The following is a 15,890-nucleotide window of genomic DNA, read 5'->3' on the forward strand; positions in this document are numbered from 1 at the left end:
CGGCCCCGGGACGGAGAGCACCCTCACCTCGCCCGGCCGCATGCTCCTGCTGCGCATCATCGTGGTCCTGACGATCGTGCTGGGGGTGAACTACGTCGGCTGGCGGTGGCTCTACTCGCTCAACTGGGACGCGTGGTGGATCGCCGTCCCGCTCGTCGCAGCCGAGACCTACAGCCTCATCGACGTCTGCCTGTTCGGGATGACCATGTGGCGGGCACGGGGGCGGCCCGCGCCGCCGGCGCCTCCGGAGGACGCGACGGTGGACATCTTCATCACGACCTACAACGAGCCGATCGAGCTGGTGATGACGACGGCGCTCGCCGCTCAGCGCGTGCGCTTCCCGCACGCGACCTGGGTCCTCGACGACGGCGACCGCGCCGAGATGCGCGCGGCGGCCGAGGCGGCGGGGCTGGGCTACATCACCCGCTCGGCCGACTGGAAGGACCGCCCCCGGCACGCGAAGGCCGGCAACCTCAACAACGCGCTCGAGCAGACGACGGGTGAGTACCTCCTCATCCTCGATGCCGACCAGATCCCCCGACCCGAGATCCTCGACAACACTCTCGGCTACTTCCGCGACGACGCGGTCGCGCTCGTCCAGACGCCCCAGGTGTTCTCGAACGTCGCGACCGGCGATCCGCTCGGGAGCCAGGCGCCGCTCTTCTACGGCCCGATCCAGCAGGGCAAGGACGGCTGGAACGCGGCGTTCTTCTGCGGCTCGAACGCGGTGCTGCGGCGCGAGGCGCTGATGCAGCTCGGCATCGCCGGCTACGTCCGCGAGCTCGACCGGAGCATCGCGTCGGCGCTGCGGACAGCGGCCCGCGCCGTGAGCAAGGCCCGGTCGCACCCCGCGGCCGCCGACGCGACCGTCCGCGCGGCGCTCGACGACGTCGGCGCCGCTATCAAGGAGGCGCAGACGGCCATCAGCGGAGGGGCGCCGATCGCGTCGGTCACCTACGACCTGCACCGCCGGGTCGACGCCGCGAGCTACTCGCTCGTCGCCTCCGACGTCGCGGGCCTCGAAGAGGACCTCGCCGAGATCCGCGCGCTCGCCCGCGCCTCGGGCGGCGCGGACTCGGTCGACACGATCGTCGACATCGAGCAGATCGTCCAGGGCCTCTCGGATCGCGAGCTCTCGCCGCTGAACGCCCTCGAATCGGTGCAGGCCGTGCTGCAGAGCATCGCCATCGACCGGCCGGGGGAGGCGCAGCCGATCATGCCGCTCGCCACCATCTCGGTCACCGAGGACATGGCGACCTGCATGCGCCTGCACGGGCTCGGCTGGAAGAGCGTCTACCACCACGAGCTCCTCGCCGACGGTCTCGCTCCGGAGGACGCGGGGACGATGCTCACCCAGCGCCTCCGCTGGGCCCAGGGGACGATGCAGGTCTTCCTCCGCGAGAACCCGCTGCTGCAGAAGGCGCTCAGCGTCCCGCAGCGACTGATGTACTTCGCGACGATGTGGAGCTACATCAGCGGCTACGCGGCGGTGGTGTACTTCGCGGCGCCGATCATCTTCCTGGTGCTCGGGATCCTGCCGGTCGCGTCCGACGCGTTCGACTTCTTCATCCGCTTCATCCCCTTCATGATCGTCAATCAGCTCCTCTTCCTGGTCGCCGCGAAGGGGACCCCGACCTGGAGGGGGCAGCAGTACAGCCTCGCCCTCTTCCCGGTCTGGATCGAGGCCTGCACGACCGCGATCAACAACGTGTTCCTCAGGATCCCCCTCGGCTTCGCAGTCACGCCGAAGACGCGACAGGAGTCGACGGGGACTCCGTGGCGTCTGATCAGGATCCAGCTCGTGGTGATGGTCCTGCTCGTCATCGCGATCGTCGTGGGCTGCCTCCACCTGTTCTTCGACGGCGCGGAGCCGATCGGCACGGGGGTGAACATCGCCTGGGCGGTGTTCGACCTCGTGGTGCTGAGCGTCCTCTTCCGCGCCGTCGCCTACCAGGGCTTCGAGCCCGTCACCACGAAGAAGGAGACAGCATGACGTTCACGACCGAGACGATCGAGCCCGGGATCACCGTCATCCACGGCGAGGGCAAGCTGAACATGGTGGCGGCGCCGGAGCTGCGCGACATCGTCAAGCGCTCGATCGACGACGGGAGGTCGCGCGTCGTCGTCGACCTCAGCTCCGTGTCCTTCCTCGACTCCTCCGGACTGGGGGCCCTCGTCGGATGCCTCAAGAGCACGCGGCAGGCCGGAGGCGACCTGCGGATCTCGGCGCCGAGCAAGCAGGTCTCGATGGTTCTGAAGCTCTCGAACCTCGACCGGGTCCTCGCGCAGTTCGAGACCCCGGAAGACGCCTACCGTGACTGAGCGCACCCTGCTGTTCAGGAGCCCACCCGAGACGGTCGACGTCGTGCACGCCGCCCTCGAGTCGCTCTGGGACGAGCGCTCCGACATCGACGAGATGGACCGGATGATGTTCGAGACGGCTCTCATCGAGCTGACCGCCAACGTCATCCAGCACGGCTCGTCCTCGACCACGATCGTCTGCCGGCTCGAGATCGTCGCTGACGACCTCCAGCTGCGCGCCGAGCTCGTCGACACGGCCGATCCCCCGGGAATCGACACGGGGCCGCGCGAGATGCCGGACGAGTTCGCGGAGTCGGGCCGGGGCATAGCGTTCATCCAGGCGCTCGTGACCGCCTTCGACTACGAGCGCGCGGAGGGCCGCAACGTCTGGACCCTGAGCAAGGACCGTTCGCCGAGGGATTCGTGATGCGGTCCACCACCCGACCGCGATCGACCACCGCGGGCGCCGCCTCCCGGCTCTCCGCGGCGGCGATCGGGCTCGATGAGCAGTCGCCGCTCGTCAAGCAGATCCCTGTGGCCTTCCTCTTCGGGGTCGCGGTCGCGCTCAGCCTCCTCGTCCCGACGATCGAGGTGACCGATCCGGCCGCCCTCGTTCTCGCCACGGCGGCCATGATCACGGCCACCGCCCTCGCCGCGGTCCTTCCGCGGATCGACCCGGGGGGACGAGCCGTCCTCGTCGTCCCCGTAGTGGACTTCCTCGTCGTGGGGGTCCTCCGGTTCGCCACCGGCGAGAGCGCCTCGATCTTCGCGTCGCTCGCGATCCTCCCGACCGTCTGGGTGGCCGCGTCCGCTGGACGCCGGAGTGTCGCGCTCGCTTTCGTGGGCATCTGCGCGGGACTCGTGGTGCCTTTCCTGCTCGGGTCGACTCTGGAGGAGAACCCCAACGAGTTGACCCGAGGGCTGTTCTCGGCGGTCGCCTTCGTCCTCGCCGGCGCCGTGGTCAACGACCTCGCGCGTCTCGCCCGAGCCCATGTGGAGGACGTCCGCGCGAGGGAGCGCAGCACCCTTCTGGAGCTCGACGAGGCGGCTCTCGTCCAGCAGGCGCTGCTGCCCAAGACGGACACCGACGCGGCGGGCTACGAGTTCGCCGGCGCCTGCCTGCCCTCCAAAGCCGTCGGCGGCGACTTCTTCGACTGGTACGCCGTCTCCGGAGGCACCGCCTTCACCCTGGGGGACGTGATGGGCAAGGGGGTCGGTGCCGGGATCATCGCCGCGACCGTCCGCGCGGTGATCCGCAGCGCCCGGAGTCACGAGGACCTCGCGGTCCCCCTCGACCGCGCTGCGGATGCTCTCTCCACCGATCTCGGCGACACGGCCTCGTTCGCGACCCTCTTCCACGCTCGCCTGGATCACGTCAGCGGAGAGGTCCGCTACGTGGACGCGGGCCACGGGCTCACTCTGCACGTCCGGGCCGACGGCTCCTGGGAGCGCCTCGCGGCTCTGAACCTGCCCGTCGGCATCTGGAGCGACGAGGCCTGGAGCGTCTCGCGGGTGCTCCTCGAACCCGGTGACTCTCTCGTCAGCTGCAGCGACGGCATCCTCGACCTCTACGACGGGACGGTGGAGTCGCTGCAGCACGTCGCCGAGATCGTCGCGGAGTCATCCGACTCCGCCGATGTCGTGTCCCGCCTGAGGGCTCTCACCGAGGCGTCTCTCGGTCGGGAGGACGACGTGACGGTCCTCGTGCTGCTGCGTCTCCCCGTCTGAGGCGCAGTCCTCCCGCTGCGCGCGCGTCAGCTCGGCCGCTGCGCGAGTGCCGCCGCGAAGGCCTGGGCCGACGCGGTCGAGCTGGCGATCCGCCAGTCGACCTCCTTGTCGTGGTCGAACCAGACGAAGCCCGTGACGTCGCTCTGCGCGGAGAGATACGAGACCAGCGCTGCGTTCCACTCCGACTTCGCCCCGCCGGTCTCGGCCGACGCCGTCTCGGCGACGAGGATCGGCGAGCCCGGCGCCAGCGCGCGCAGCTGGGTGAGCCCCGGACCGAACAGGGCCGACGGCGACGTCCACGAGCTCCACGCGGCGCTCGTGCCCCAGTTGTAGCCGTCGAGCGCGACGACGTCGACGTACGCGGCGCCCGGGTACAGGCCCTGGAGCGGGGTGGACCCGCTGTACGGGACGTTGGGGCTCCACACCCACGACACGTTCGTCGCGCCCTGAGCGGCGACCACGTCGTGAACGTGTCGCCAGGCCTCTGCGTACGATCCCGCGGCGTTGCCGTTCACTCCCTCCGACCACGGGTACCAGTCGCCGTTCATCTCGTGCGCGTAGCGGAGGAGGACGGGCTCGCCCCAGGCGGCCAGCGCCGCGCCCCACTGCCGCAGGTACGGGTCGTGGTCGCCGGCGAGGATCCGGGCGTTCGAGTAGGCGGGCTGGTCCACGCCGCCGCCCCAGCGCCACGGCTCCCAGGTGAGGATGCTCGTCGCTCCCCGTGCCGCGACGCTGTCCAGCCCCGTGAGCGGGGTGGCCTGGCCGAAGTCCTGGTAGGACAGCACCAGAGCGGGGCTCTCGCCGACGAGTACGGCGGCCCGGTCGAGCTCGGCGTTCGCCGACGCGCCGCCGGGGGTGGTCAGGCCGAAGCGCAGCCGGGCCGTGCTGACGGCCGGCGCCGTGCCGGCGGGGCTGGTCGTGGATCCGGGGCCGGCCGTGGTGGAGGCGCCGCCGAGTGTGACGATGAACGCAGCGGACACGCTCCGCCCGCCGGCCCTCGCCGTCACCTGGAGCGTTCCGGTCGCCGTCGCGGGGATCGTGATCGTCGCGGCGAAGGAGCCTGTCGTCGACGTGGTGAACGGTGCGGTCGCAGCTCCTGCGGTCACGGTGCCGGTGGTCCTCTTGGCGAACCCGGTGCCGGTCACGACCGTCGTCGTCCCTCCGGGCCCGGAGGAGGGGGAGAGGGCGATGGCTGCAGGGGCCGCCGACGCGGGCGCCGAGACGCCTCCGAGGAGGATCGCCGCAGCGAGCATCAGGCCGGCCGCGGCAGCCACGGCGGAGCGGAGGACGGACATGAGCTGGCTCCTCGCGGATGTGTCCTCCGAACAGTAGGTGTCCGGGGGTGCGCGGAGTCCCCTCTCCGACTGGGGCGGAGGACCGCCAGGATTCCTCCCCATCCGGCGCCGTGCCGTCCGGCCCCCGGCGACGGGCGTCCGCCGACGCGCGGACTCGCGGGCGAGCCGCCGAAATCGCGGCCGGCGCCCCTGATCGTCAGTAGGGTGCCGCCTATGCGCACTCTGTACCCCGAGATCGAGCCCACCGAGTCCGGGATGCTCGACGTCGGCGACGGCCACCAGATCTACTGGGAGGTGTCGGGCAACCCCGAGGGCAAGCCGGTCGTCTTCCTGCACGGCGGGCCCGGCGCCGGCACCTCGCCCGCGCACCGGCGCCTCTTCGACCCCGAGAAGTACCGCATCGTCCTCTTCGACCAGCGGATGTGCGGCCGCTCCACCCCCCACGCCAGCGAGCCGGGCGCCGACCTCTCGACCAACACCACCTGGTACCTCGTCGCCGACATCGAGAAGCTGCGCGAGCACCTCGGAGTCGACCGCTGGCTGGTCCTCGGCGGCTCCTGGGGGTCGACCCTCGCGCTCGCCTACGCCGAGACGCACCCCGACCGCGTCACCGAGATCGTCCTCCGCGGCATCTTCACGCTGCGCCGGGCCGAGCTCGAGTGGTTCTACGAGGGCGGCGCCGCCGCCGTCTACCCCGACCTCTGGGAGGCGTACACCGCTGTCGTCCCCGCCTCCGAGCGCGGGAGCCTCATCGAGGCCTACTACCGGCTGCTGCACGACGAGGACCCGGCGGTGCACGGCCCCGCCGGTGTCGCCTGGACCACCTGGGAGGCGTCGACGATCTCGCTCCTGCAGCGCCCCGAGATGATCCAGGCCTGGTCGGACCCCGCCTACGCGCTCGCCTTCGCGCGCATCGAGAACCACTTCTTCGTGCACCACGGCTGGCTCGAGGAGGGGCAGCTCATCCGCGACGCGGGGGTGCTGCGGACCGTGCCGGCCGTCATCGTGCAGGGCCGCTACGACATGTGCACGCCCGCCTTCACCGCCTGGGACCTGCACACCGCGTGGCCGGAGGCAGACTTCCGCCTCATCCCCGACGCGGGCCACGCCTTCGACGAGCCGGGCATCCTCGACGCCCTGATCGAGGCGACCGACCGCTTCGCCTCCTGACCCGCGGCCCGCCGGTCGAGAGAGGCCGTCGGGCCGCGACTACCCTGGTCGGATGCACGACGACTCGGCCGAGATGGACAGCTGGCCCACGGGCCGCCTCCTCTCGACGGCGTCGCGCATGGTCGAGCACGCCTGGCACGGCGCGCTCGCCGAGATCGGGCTGACCCACGCCGGGCTCATCGTGCTGCACTTCCTCCAGTCGGGGCCGACCGCGCAGAAGGAGCTCGCCGCCGCCGCCCACGTCGAGGTGCAGACCATGTCGCGCACCATCGAGCGGCTCGAGCGCGAGGGTCACGTCGAGCGCAACAGCGACCCGGCCGACCGCCGGCGGCAGCTCGTCTCCCTCACCGCGAAGGGAGCGGCGGCCTGGGGGCGCGCCCACCGCCTCGAGGTCGACATGTTCCCGGGGCGTCTCGAGCACGGCCCGCTCCGGGAGGCGCTGCTCGACATCATCCGCGACGCCAGCGAGTCGCGCTGGGGCTGAGCCCCCGCGGGCTGCGCAAGCCCCCTCGCGTGTCGGCGCTCCCCACTACGGTGACCGCATGACCTTCAACGACGACTCCCAGCTCAGCGGCGGCAAGGTCCGCCGGCGAGGTCGCACGACCGGCATCGCTGTCGGAGGCGGCGCCGGCGTGGTCATCGTCCTCGCGCTCCTCTCGCAGCTGCTCGGCGTCGACCTCTCGGGGCTGGCCGGCCTCGCGGGCGGCGGCGGGGCCACGTCGCCCGATCAGATCACCAGCACGGCGGTCGACTGCGACAGCGGAGCCGACGCGAACGCGCAGGTCGACTGCCGGCTCGAGGGCGCTGCCGAGTCGCTCGACCGCTACTGGGCGAACTCCGCGGGCTCGCTGGGCGCGAGCTACACGACTCCGGCGGGCGTCGTCGTCTTCGAGGACCAGACCTCGACGGGGTGCGGAGGCGCGACCGCCGCGGTCGGTCCGTTCTACTGCCCGCCGGACCAGACGATCTACCTCGACACCGACTTCTTCGACGAGCTGCGGACCCGCTTCGACACCTCGGGCGGCTCGCTGGCGCAGATGTACATCCTGGCCCACGAGTGGGGGCACCACCTCCAGAGCCTGACCGGGGCGATGGACTCCGCCGACCGCTCGGGGACCGGCCCCGACTCCGACTCGGTGCGCCTCGAGCTGCAGGCCGACTGCTTCGCCGGGGCCTGGGTCGGCGACGCCTCGACGGTGCCCGACGAGACCGGGACGCCCTACCTCCAGCCGGTCACGGCGCAGGAGTACCAGGACGCGCTCGGTGCGGCGGCGGCGGTCGGCGACGACCGCATCCAGGAGCAGGCGACCGGCACGGTCGATCCGGAGGGGTGGACGCACGGCTCGGCCGAGCAGCGTCAGCGCTGGTTCGAGGCCGGCTTCGAGGGCGACGCGGTCGACTGCGACACCTTCGCGGCGACCACGCTCTGACCCGCCTCGCCTACGACTCCCCGTCCTCCTCCGGCTCCGCCATGTACCACTCCGTGAACGAGCGCGCCCGGCCGTCCGCCGCGAAGCGGATGACCCACAGGTTGAGGTAGGTCGTGTCGCCCGGGTAGATGGTGCGCGCCTCCACGACGGCGGTCTCGTCGGTCAGCGCGACGAGCCCCCACGCGAAGGTGGGGTCGCTCGGCTCCTCCTCGGCGATCCACCACTCCACGATCGCGGCGCGCGGAGTGATGGCGTCCTCGTAGGGCGCGGTGAAGTACTCCGCGTCCTCGGTGAAGAGCGCGGCGACGTCGGCGGGGTCGGCGCTCGCCCAGGCCTTCTCGTAGCCGGCGATCCAGCTCTCGATGTCGATCATCCGCCCATCCTCGTCCCGCGGGCCCCGGGCCGGAAGCGCTGCGGAGCGGATCCGGCCCGATCGGGAAGTATCCCGACCATCGCTCGGTTCGAGTACGAGGCCGGTGACTGCACAGCGCGGCGATACGACCGCCGACACGAAGGACCTCCGTGCCCGACAGACGCTCTCCCGACCGACGCTCCCTCGCCCGATCACCCGGACCGCGCCTGATCACCGCCGTTCTCGCCTTCGCCGGGATGAGCGCGTCGTTCATGCAGACGCTGGTCGTGCCGATCCAGTCCGAGCTCCCGACCCTGCTCGGCGCCGACCGGAGCGAGACGGCCTGGGTGATCACGGCGACCCTCCTCAGCGCCTGCATCCTCACTCCGGTGTCGGGTCGGCTCGGCGATCTCTACGGCAAGCGGCGGATGGCGATCGCCGCGCTCGTCGTCCTCGTCATCGGCTCCGTCGTCTGCGCCTTCGCCGACGACGTCTGGACCCTGGTCGTCGGCCGCGCGCTGCAGGGCGCGGTCATGGGAGTGATCCCGCTCGGCATCTCGATCCTCCGCGACACCCTGCACCGCGACCGGCTCCCCGGCGCCATCGCCCTCGTCAGCGCGACGCTGGGCATCGGCGGGGCGCTGGGCCTCCCGCTCAGCGCTCTCGTCGCGCAGAACCTCGACTGGCACGTCCTGTTCTGGATGTCGGCCGGCCTCGGAGTGCTCGACATCGTGCTCGTGCTCCTCGTCGTGCCCGTCTCGACGCTGCGCTCGCCCGGGACGTTCGACGTCGTCGGCACCGTCGGCCTCGCGATCGGGCTGAGCGGGATCCTGATCGCGGTCTCGCGCGGCAACGACGCCGGCTGGACGAGCCCGGCGATCCTCGGCTCGGGTCTCGGCGGGATCGGCGTGCTGCTCGTGTGGGGCTGGTACGAGCTGCGGCAGAGCAGCCCGCTGGTCGATCTCCGCGTGGCCGCGAGGCCGGCCGTCCTGTTCACCAATCTCGCCTCCGTCGCCGTCGGCTTCGCGTTCTTCGGCGCGCAGATCACCCTGCCGCAGATGCTCGAGCTCCCGGCCGCCTCGGGGGTCGGCTTCGGCCTCAGCCTGATCGTGGCGAGCCTCGTCCTCGCCCCCTCCGGACTCGCGATGATGGCCACGTCCCCGGTCGCCGCGCGTCTCTCGGCGCAGTCCGGCCCCAGGATCGTGCTCGTCTCGGGCGCCGCGCTGATCGCGGTGTCCTACCTCCTGGTGCTGCCGTTCGGCAGCGAGGTCTGGCAGATCCTCGTGATCAACGCGCTGATCGGAGTCGGCCTCGGACTCGCCTACGCCGCCATGCCGACGCTGATCATGCACGCGGTGCCCGCCTCCGAGACCGCGGCCGCCAACGGGCTCAACTCGCTCATGCGCACCCTCGGCACCACCCTCTCGTCGGCGGTGACCGCCGCCGTGCTCGCCCAGCTGACGATCACGGTCGGCGCAGTCGACCTCCCGAGCTCCGAGGGCTTCCGCACCACCTTCGTGATCGGCGCGGTCGGCGCCGTCGTGGCCGTGGTGCTCGGGCTCCTGATCCCCAAGGTCCCGCGACCGGAGGCGCGCCCCGCGCTGCCCTGAGGCGAGCGGGACCTCTCAGCCGAGTTCCCGGGCCGGTCCCTCGTCCTCGGCGAGCATCCGCTCGATCTGCAGCTCACGGAGCCGCGCCGTCGTCAGCTGGTTCTCGCGGGCGGCGATCGCGAGGCGGCACAGCAGCACCGCCAGCACGATGAGGACCACCACGACCACGACGAGGAAGACGGAGTACAGGACGAAGAGGAGATCGAAACCGGACGTCATCGCCTCAGCCTCGCACCGCGCCTCGGCGCGCGTCGTCCCCCGCCAGGCGGAGTCCTCAGTGCGCGAACGCTCCGCGGTACGCGCGGGCGGGATGCGTCGGCGGCAGCTCGTCGGTCCCGAAGAGCTTGCGCCGCAGCGTCCCCTCGGCGTACTCCGTCTGCGCGAGTCCGCGCTCCTGCAGCACCGGCATCACCCGGTCGACGAACTCCTCGTAGCTGCCGGGCAGGATCCAGTTCACGACGTTGATCCCGTCGATGCCCGCGTCCCGCCACCCCGCCAGGTGGTCGGCGATCTGCTCGGGAGTGCCGACCACGCGCCCGCGGAGCTTCGCCGAGAGCCGGGCCAGGTCGCGCACCGTCGGCTCGAGATCGGGGGAGGCGTCGCGGATCCACTGCAGGTGGCTCTGACCCGCATAGGTCTCGATCGCCGAGAGCGGCAGGTCGGGGTCGAGCCTCTCGCCGGTCCTCGGGTCGAAGCCCAGGTTCGAGTGCAGCAGGAAGGCGTCGGAGGAGAGGTACTCGTCGATCTCGCGCTCGGCCCGCCGCGCCTCGTCCTCGGTGTCGCCGGTGATGAACGAGAGGCCGAGGTAGAAGGCGGGCGCACCCTCCCCGCGCCCGGCCTCCGCGGCCAGACGGCGGGTGTCGGCGATCAGCTCGCGGGTCTTGTCGACCGAGCCCGAGAAGACGAACTGCGCCTCCGCGTTCCTCGCGGCGAAGCGCCGCCCGGCGGGTGAGGACCCGGCCTGGAACAGCACGGGAGTGCGCTGCGGCGAGGGAGCGGAGAGGTGCGGACCCTGCACGCGGTAGCGCTTGCCGACGTGGTCGATCCGGTGGATGCGGGAGGCGTCGGCGAACGCGCCGCTCTTGTCGCGCAGCAGCGCGCCGTCGTCCCACGACCCCTCCCACAGCTTGTAGACGACCTCGAGGTACTCCTCGGCCCAGGCGTAGCGCTCGTCGTGCTCCTCGAGCCGGTCGTAGCCGAAGTTGCGGGCGGCGCCGTCGAGCGCGCTGGTGACGATGTTCCAGCCGATCCGGCCCTTCGAGAGGTGGTCGAGCGTCGACACCTTGCGGGCGAAGTCGAACGGGTGCGACTGCAGCACCGAGCTCGTGAAAGCGAAGCCGAGGTGCTCGGTGCTCACCGCCAGCGCCGAGAGCAGCACGGCGGGGTCGTTGCTCGGCAGCTGCAGTCCCTCGCGGGCGTTCACCTTCCAGTCGCCGTCGGCGGGTCCGTAGAGGCCGGCGACGTCGGCGAAGAACATCGCGTCGAACCGTCCGCGCTCGAGCGTCCGCGCGAGGTCGATCCAGAGCTGCACGTCGTCGAACTCGTGCTGCCGTGCGTCGGGGTGGCGCCACAGCCCGTGCTGGATGTGGGAGGCCGTGTTCATGACGAACGCGCTGTAGCGCAGGGGGCGAGGCTCGGTGCTCATCCCTCCAGGCTAGGAGGTGGGCCGCCGCGCCGCGCCCCCGGCGATTCGCGACGCACAGCGCCCCCTCCTACGCTGATCGGAGGATCGGAGTCGCTGCGGCGGCCGACGGGACGAGGGGGCGCGATGCAGGTCGAGACGGTCGCGACCCGCGCGCAGTACGAGGACTTCAGCCTCCTGCCCGGTCGCCTGCACCCGCGCTCCCTCACCGTCCCCCTGCCCGAGGCCGTGATGCAGTCGTGGTGGCGCGGGTCGCGCCTGCGGCCCGGCGGAGTCGAGCTGCTGCTGGTGCGCGATCGGGGCGGGCGCGTGGTCGGGCGCACGACGGTCCACTCCGACCTGCGGCTCGATGCCCGAGTGGGCGCGCGGACTCTCCTGTTCGGTGCGACCGACTTCGCCGACGCCGAGGTCGCGTCGGTGCTCTTCGAGGCGGTGCAGGAGCGGGCGGGCGGGTACGAGCAGATCCTCGGGCCGGCCTCGCTGCTGCCCAACGAGGGCGGAGGCGTGATCACGAGCGGGTTCGCGCAGCGCGGCTTCCTCCGCGTGCTCTGGAACCCGGCGAGCTACCCCGGCATCTACGAGGACGCCGGTTTCGAGCGGATCTGGGAGGGCGACACCTGGAGCGTGCAGACGGTGCCGCGTCGCGCCGGCGACCCGCTCGGGCCCGTCTCTCCCGAGGAGTGGGCGGCGGCGGGGCTGCGCCCGGGCCGGCTCACGGCCGCGAGGACCGAGGCGACCCGCACCGCGATGCTCGACGTGATCAATCGCGCCCAGGTCGCCTCGCCGTTCGCGACCGAGATCACGCCGGGGGAGCTGAACCGAGCCTCCGTCGGCGTCGCCGCCCTCGCGGTCATGCTCGACCCCGACATCCTCCGCCTCGCGACCGAGGAGGAGACCGGCCGGCTGGTCGGCTTCGCGCTCGCCGTCCCCGACTACACCCGCTTCCTCCAGAACACCCGGGGCCGGATCGACCTGCTCGCGCAGATGCACGCCGTCGCCACCCGCGCCCGCTTCCGGCAGGAGGCGGTGCTCCAGATGCAGTGCACCGACCCCGACGACCAGGGGCGCGGAGTGGGCACCCTGCTCGGCCGCGACCTCCAGGACCACCTGGCGCGGCGCGGCTACCGTCGCCTCCGCGTGCCCTACGTCGCCCGAGACGGCGCGGCGGCGCGCGCGCAGCTCGAGCACTTCGGGGGAGTGCCGCTGCACGGCGTCACCTTCTACCGGCGCGCGGTCGGCTGACGGCGCCGGTCAGCGGCAGGCGGAGGCGATCGCCACGGCGTCCGCGCCGGGATCGCCGTAGGGCTCGGTCCCCGCTCCCGCGGTGAAGCCGAGCGAGAGCGCCCAGGCCGTCGCCCACTTCTCGTCGTCCCCGTCGAACGGTGTCGCGCGGTACAGCTCGTAGCAGCCGTCCTTCGACGTGATGGCGTGCCCCACCTCGTGCGCGACCAGGCCCTGCGCCCACGCCGCGTCCCAGTTGCGCTGGATGCTCTCGGTCAGCTGGACGAGAGCCGGCGCGCCCTCGTCGAGGGTCCAGGTCGCCAGCCCCGCGCCGGAGTCGAGCGAGCCGTAGGCGACTCCGTCGATCTCGATGCTCTCCTCCCACGAGACGTCGAGGGGCACGCCTCCCGCGATCGAGTCGGCGAAGTCGAGCACCCGCTGCTTGCGCGGCCAGTCCGGTGCGGCGCGGTCGACGAGACCCTCGGCCTGCGACAGCTCGAGCGCGTCGACCTGCGCCAGGTACGCGCGCAGGGTCGAGGGCTCGGCGAGGTCGAGGGGCTCGCGGGAGTCGCCGAAGCCGTAGAGCGCGCGCTCGACCAGCCAGCGCGACTGGTGCGTGGCGGCGGTGCTGGTCGCCACCAGGTCGGCGCCGACCGCGGCCGTCGCCGTGCTGAAGGCGGCGGAGGCGGTGCGCGCCTCGCCGAGCAACGGGCGGACCCGCGCGACCTGCTCCCGCTGCCGGGTCGTCTCGTCCTCGAGTGCCTCCGCTCGCGCCTCGAGCTCGTCGGCCGCGGCGAACCGCTCCTCGGTCGCCTCGGGGTCCTCCGGAGCGGCCACCGGGTCGCGCTCGCCGACCGGCACGTCGTCGGCCGCGTCGAGCACCCGGTCGACGGCCTGCAGGTACGCGTCTCGGCTCGCGGTGTCGACGGCAGGGGCGTCCGCCTCGGCGAGGACGCCGCGGACGTCCGCCGTCTCGACCTGGACCGCCGCCTCGAGCGCGTCCCACTCGGCGGCGGCGTCGTCGCGCTCCGCCGCCGCCGACAGGAGCAGCGCGGACGACTCCTCGAACCTCTCCTCCGCGATCGCCCCGCGCACGGTGACCGTCGTGATCGCGCCCGCGACGAGCAGGGCGAGCACGGCGCCCGCCGCGACACCCCCGCGTGCCCCCCGCGACATCCGGCGGCGCGGCGGGCGGCCGGGCGAGAAGTTCGCGGGGTCGGGAGGCGGGAAGGTCGCGGGCGAGCCGGTCGCGGCTCCGGGGGCGGCAGTGCTCACCGGGCCAGTATCGCCCGGGTCGGCGCCTCCCGACGCTGTGCGCAGCACGAGCGCACTCACATGCTGCGCTTAACCGGTCGCGCGTAGGGTGTCCGACTGTGGATCCCCGCTCGTCCGACCCCGTCACCGCCGCCGTCCCTCCTCTGACGGATGCGGTCGCCGAGGCGCTCGACGCCACGACCGTCGCCGAGATCCGCGCCCTCCGCGACGACTTCGCTCGGTTCATGCTCCAGTACAAGTTCGGCATGGACGAGATCGTGACCAAGGTCTCGATCCTCCAGGAGGAGTTCCGCGAGCTGCAGGAGTACAACCCGATCGAGCACGTCACGAGCCGGCTGAAGTCGGCCGACAGCCTCATCGAGAAGATCGAGCGCAAGGGCTGCGAGACCACGTTCGAGGGCATCGCCGGCGCCATCACCGACATCGCGGGCGTGCGGATCACCTGCAGCTTCGTCTCGGACGTGTACCGGGTCTTCGAACTGCTCACCTCGCAGTCCGATGTCACGGTCCTCGAGGTGAAGGACTACATCGCGGAGCCCAAGGAGAACGGCTACAAGAGCCTGCACGCGATCGTCGAGGTGCCGGTGTTCCTCTCCGGAGGCTCGGTCGACGTCTGCGTCGAGGTCCAGTTCCGCACCATCGCGATGGACTTCTGGGCGAGCCTCGAGCACAAGATCTACTACAAGTACGACCGCCAAGTCCCGCAGGAGCTGCTCGACGGCCTCGCCGACGCGGCGCGCACCGCCTCCACCCTCGACTCCGACATGGAGCGCCTGCACCGCCAGGTGCGCGGCGAGCTCCCGCTCGCCAGTGCTCCGGTACGGCGCGCCGTCGACGTCTGAGGCCGCTGGGCTCCCCGCCTCAGCTGAACGCGGTCACGAGCACGAGCAGCAGGACCGCCGTGCCGTTCAGCGTCGCGTGCGAGATGATCGCCGCGCCGAGGCGCCCCGTGACCGTCGAGATCCAGCCGTGGGCGAGGCCCGCGATGACGGTCGTCGCTCCGAGCGTGACCACCGTCGCCGGGTTCACCATCTGGTGCCCGTGCAGCAGAGCGAAGACCAGTGTCGACGCGATGATGCTGACGAGCACCGCCCACAGGCGGCGCCCGCGGCCCGGAGGCGTCGCTCCGGCGGGCCGGCGCAGCATGCGGTTCCGCACGGCCCGCATCACGACGCCGCGGCAGAGGATCTCCTCGACGATCGGCGCGACGACGACCGGGATGAAGACGGAGCTGAGCACGAACCACACCGGATCCGTCTCGAGATCGAGGTTCGACTGCGCGTCCTGGAGGTAGGGGGAGAAGACGAGCAGCACGGCGACGATCGCCACGCGCACGCCGATCCCGAGCCCGATGCCGATCGGGATGTCGATCCAGCGGAACCTCAGCCCGTAGTCGGCCGCCATCGAGCGCAGACCTCGGAGGCGGGAGGCGGCGAACGGCACCGCCAGCGCGACGAGGTAGCTGGCGAACGAGCCCGCGAAGAGCAGGCCGGGCGAGTAGGGGAGGATCCCGAACCCGAACAGCAGGATGAGGGCCGCGAGCGGCAGGACGATCCCGGCGATCGTGAGCGCCGCCGTCGGGAGCCCCCAGCGCTGACGAGGATCGGGGAGGTAGAGCAGAGAGGAGTAGGGGGCTCCGACCGAGGGCTGCGGCTCGGCCGGCAGCCAGCCGTCGTACGTCGCGGGCTGCCCGGGAGGCATGGATCCCGCGGGAGGCGCCCACGCCCGGTACCCGGGGTCCGGAGGATCGAGGGCGATCGTCGACGGATCGGGCGGCGGGAAGGCGGCGGAGTCCATGGCCGGATCAGACTACGCAGCCGACCTGGGCGAACGGACGCGCTCGCCCGGGGGAGAGGAGCCCCGGAC

At 72.0% G+C, this 15,890-nt stretch carries 16 protein-coding genes; 10 read left to right on the forward strand and 6 right to left on the reverse strand.

Annotation, left to right across the window (positions count from 1 at the left end; all coding sequences use genetic code 11):
* The first annotated feature begins 40 nt into the window (after positions 1-40).
* From B9Y99_RS10940 to B9Y99_RS10955, 4 genes are read left to right on the forward strand one after another with little or no spacing between them, the layout of a single operon-like run.
* Positions 41-1,993 carry a glycosyltransferase family 2 protein gene (locus B9Y99_RS10940; RefSeq protein WP_085477359.1) on the forward strand — a complete coding sequence of 651 codons (1,953 nt, stop codon included), beginning with the start codon at positions 41-43 and terminating at the stop codon, positions 1,991-1,993.
* Positions 1,990-2,322: an STAS domain-containing protein gene (locus B9Y99_RS10945; protein WP_085476646.1), complete on the forward strand. Its 333-nt coding sequence runs from the start codon at positions 1,990-1,992 to the stop codon at positions 2,320-2,322. The genes B9Y99_RS10940 and B9Y99_RS10945 overlap by 4 nt, the downstream gene beginning before the upstream one ends.
* On the forward strand, positions 2,315-2,728 hold the full coding sequence (locus B9Y99_RS10950) for an ATP-binding protein (protein WP_085476647.1): 414 nt from the start codon (positions 2,315-2,317) through the stop codon (positions 2,726-2,728). The genes B9Y99_RS10945 and B9Y99_RS10950 overlap by 8 nt, the downstream gene beginning before the upstream one ends.
* Complete coding sequence (locus B9Y99_RS10955) at positions 2,728-4,029, forward strand: PP2C family protein-serine/threonine phosphatase (protein WP_085476648.1); 1,302 nt, start codon at positions 2,728-2,730, stop codon at positions 4,027-4,029. Before B9Y99_RS10950 ends, B9Y99_RS10955 begins: the two co-directional genes overlap by 1 nt.
* 26 nt (positions 4,030-4,055) lie before the next feature.
* Here B9Y99_RS10955 and B9Y99_RS10960 read toward each other — a convergent pair whose 3' ends face one another.
* Positions 4,056-5,324: a glycoside hydrolase family 26 protein gene (locus tag B9Y99_RS10960; RefSeq protein WP_085476649.1), complete on the reverse strand. Its 1,269-nt coding sequence runs from the start codon at positions 5,322-5,324 to the stop codon at positions 4,056-4,058.
* 213 nt (positions 5,325-5,537) lie between these two features.
* Between B9Y99_RS10960 and pip the strand changes: the two genes are divergently transcribed.
* From pip to ypfJ, 3 genes are read left to right on the forward strand one after another with little or no spacing between them, the layout of a single operon-like run.
* A complete protein-coding gene (gene pip / locus B9Y99_RS10965) occupies positions 5,538-6,494 on the forward strand; it encodes a prolyl aminopeptidase (RefSeq protein WP_085476650.1) in 957 nt (318 codons plus the stop codon).
* Positions 6,495-6,546: 52 nt separating this feature from the next.
* Positions 6,547-6,978, forward strand: a complete 432-nt coding sequence (locus B9Y99_RS10970) for a MarR family winged helix-turn-helix transcriptional regulator (protein ID WP_085476651.1) — start codon at positions 6,547-6,549, stop codon at positions 6,976-6,978.
* Positions 6,979-7,036: 58 nt separating this feature from the next.
* Complete coding sequence (gene ypfJ, locus B9Y99_RS10975; protein WP_085476652.1) at positions 7,037-7,924, forward strand: KPN_02809 family neutral zinc metallopeptidase; 888 nt, start codon at positions 7,037-7,039, stop codon at positions 7,922-7,924.
* 10 nt (positions 7,925-7,934) lie between these two features.
* Here ypfJ and B9Y99_RS10980 read toward each other — a convergent pair whose 3' ends face one another.
* Positions 7,935-8,297 carry a nuclear transport factor 2 family protein gene (locus B9Y99_RS10980; RefSeq protein ID WP_085476653.1) on the reverse strand — a complete coding sequence of 121 codons (363 nt, stop codon included), beginning with the start codon at positions 8,295-8,297 and terminating at the stop codon, positions 7,935-7,937.
* Between the two features lie 149 nt (positions 8,298-8,446).
* Here B9Y99_RS10980 and B9Y99_RS10985 point away from each other — a divergent pair, with 149 nt between their 5' ends.
* Positions 8,447-9,886 (forward strand): MFS transporter, encoded by a 1,440-nt coding sequence (locus B9Y99_RS10985; protein WP_244274877.1) that lies wholly within the window; start codon positions 8,447-8,449, stop codon positions 9,884-9,886.
* A gap of 15 nt (positions 9,887-9,901) precedes the next feature.
* Here the strand turns inward: B9Y99_RS10985 and B9Y99_RS10990 are convergent, their stop codons facing one another.
* A complete protein-coding gene (locus B9Y99_RS10990; protein ID WP_085476654.1) occupies positions 9,902-10,105 on the reverse strand; it encodes a hypothetical protein in 204 nt (67 codons plus the stop codon).
* 55 nt (positions 10,106-10,160) lie between these two features.
* Entirely contained in the window at positions 10,161-11,531 is a 1,371-nt protein-coding gene (locus B9Y99_RS10995; RefSeq protein ID WP_085476655.1) for an LLM class flavin-dependent oxidoreductase, read from the reverse strand.
* A 123-nt stretch (positions 11,532-11,654) separates the two neighbouring features.
* Here B9Y99_RS10995 and B9Y99_RS11000 point away from each other — a divergent pair, with 123 nt between their 5' ends.
* Positions 11,655-12,770, forward strand: a complete 1,116-nt coding sequence (locus B9Y99_RS11000) for a GNAT family N-acetyltransferase (RefSeq protein ID WP_085476656.1) — start codon at positions 11,655-11,657, stop codon at positions 12,768-12,770.
* 9 nt (positions 12,771-12,779) lie between these two features.
* Here B9Y99_RS11000 and B9Y99_RS11005 read toward each other — a convergent pair whose 3' ends face one another.
* A complete protein-coding gene (locus B9Y99_RS11005; RefSeq protein WP_085476657.1) occupies positions 12,780-14,024 on the reverse strand; it encodes a hypothetical protein in 1,245 nt (414 codons plus the stop codon).
* 224 nt (positions 14,025-14,248) lie between these two features.
* Between B9Y99_RS11005 and B9Y99_RS11010 the strand changes: the two genes are divergently transcribed.
* Positions 14,249-14,866, forward strand: a complete 618-nt coding sequence (locus B9Y99_RS11010; protein WP_129588051.1) for a GTP pyrophosphokinase — start codon at positions 14,249-14,251, stop codon at positions 14,864-14,866.
* A gap of 19 nt (positions 14,867-14,885) precedes the next feature.
* On the opposite strand, the gene B9Y99_RS11015 is transcribed toward B9Y99_RS11010, so the two are convergent.
* Positions 14,886-15,821, reverse strand: coding sequence for a CPBP family intramembrane glutamic endopeptidase (locus B9Y99_RS11015; RefSeq protein WP_085476658.1), 936 nt, complete (start codon positions 15,819-15,821; stop codon positions 14,886-14,888).
* Positions 15,822-15,890 lie beyond the last annotated feature (69 nt).

It is taken from the genome of Rathayibacter oskolensis (genome assembly GCF_900177245.1).
In the GTDB taxonomy this organism is placed as follows: Bacteria; Actinomycetota; Actinomycetes; order Actinomycetales; family Microbacteriaceae; genus Rathayibacter; species Rathayibacter oskolensis.

Excerpts from the sequence above, each read along its gene's own strand:
- B9Y99_RS10945 (WP_085476646.1), top strand. The coding sequence starts at position 1,990 with ATGACGTTCACGACCGAGACGATCGAGCCCGGGATCACCGTCATCCAC.
- B9Y99_RS10940 (WP_085477359.1), top strand. The coding sequence starts at position 41 with ATGCTCCTGCTGCGCATCATCGTGGTCCTGACGATCGTGCTGGGGGTG.
- B9Y99_RS10995 (WP_085476655.1), bottom strand. The coding sequence starts at position 11,531 with ATGAGCACCGAGCCTCGCCCCCTGCGCTACAGCGCGTTCGTCATGAAC.
- B9Y99_RS10990 (WP_085476654.1), bottom strand. The coding sequence starts at position 10,105 with ATGACGTCCGGTTTCGATCTCCTCTTCGTCCTGTACTCCGTCTTCCTC.
- B9Y99_RS10970 (WP_085476651.1), top strand. The coding sequence starts at position 6,547 with ATGCACGACGACTCGGCCGAGATGGACAGCTGGCCCACGGGCCGCCTC.
- B9Y99_RS11010 (WP_129588051.1), top strand. The coding sequence starts at position 14,249 with ATGCTCCAGTACAAGTTCGGCATGGACGAGATCGTGACCAAGGTCTCG.
- B9Y99_RS11000 (WP_085476656.1), top strand. The coding sequence starts at position 11,655 with ATGCAGGTCGAGACGGTCGCGACCCGCGCGCAGTACGAGGACTTCAGC.
- B9Y99_RS10955 (WP_085476648.1), top strand. The coding sequence starts at position 2,728 with ATGCGGTCCACCACCCGACCGCGATCGACCACCGCGGGCGCCGCCTCC.
- ypfJ (WP_085476652.1), top strand. The coding sequence starts at position 7,037 with ATGACCTTCAACGACGACTCCCAGCTCAGCGGCGGCAAGGTCCGCCGG.
- B9Y99_RS10980 (WP_085476653.1), bottom strand. The coding sequence starts at position 8,297 with ATGATCGACATCGAGAGCTGGATCGCCGGCTACGAGAAGGCCTGGGCG.
- pip (WP_085476650.1), top strand. The coding sequence starts at position 5,538 with ATGCGCACTCTGTACCCCGAGATCGAGCCCACCGAGTCCGGGATGCTC.
- B9Y99_RS10960 (WP_085476649.1), bottom strand. The coding sequence starts at position 5,324 with ATGTCCGTCCTCCGCTCCGCCGTGGCTGCCGCGGCCGGCCTGATGCTC.
- B9Y99_RS11015 (WP_085476658.1), bottom strand. The coding sequence starts at position 15,821 with ATGGACTCCGCCGCCTTCCCGCCGCCCGATCCGTCGACGATCGCCCTC.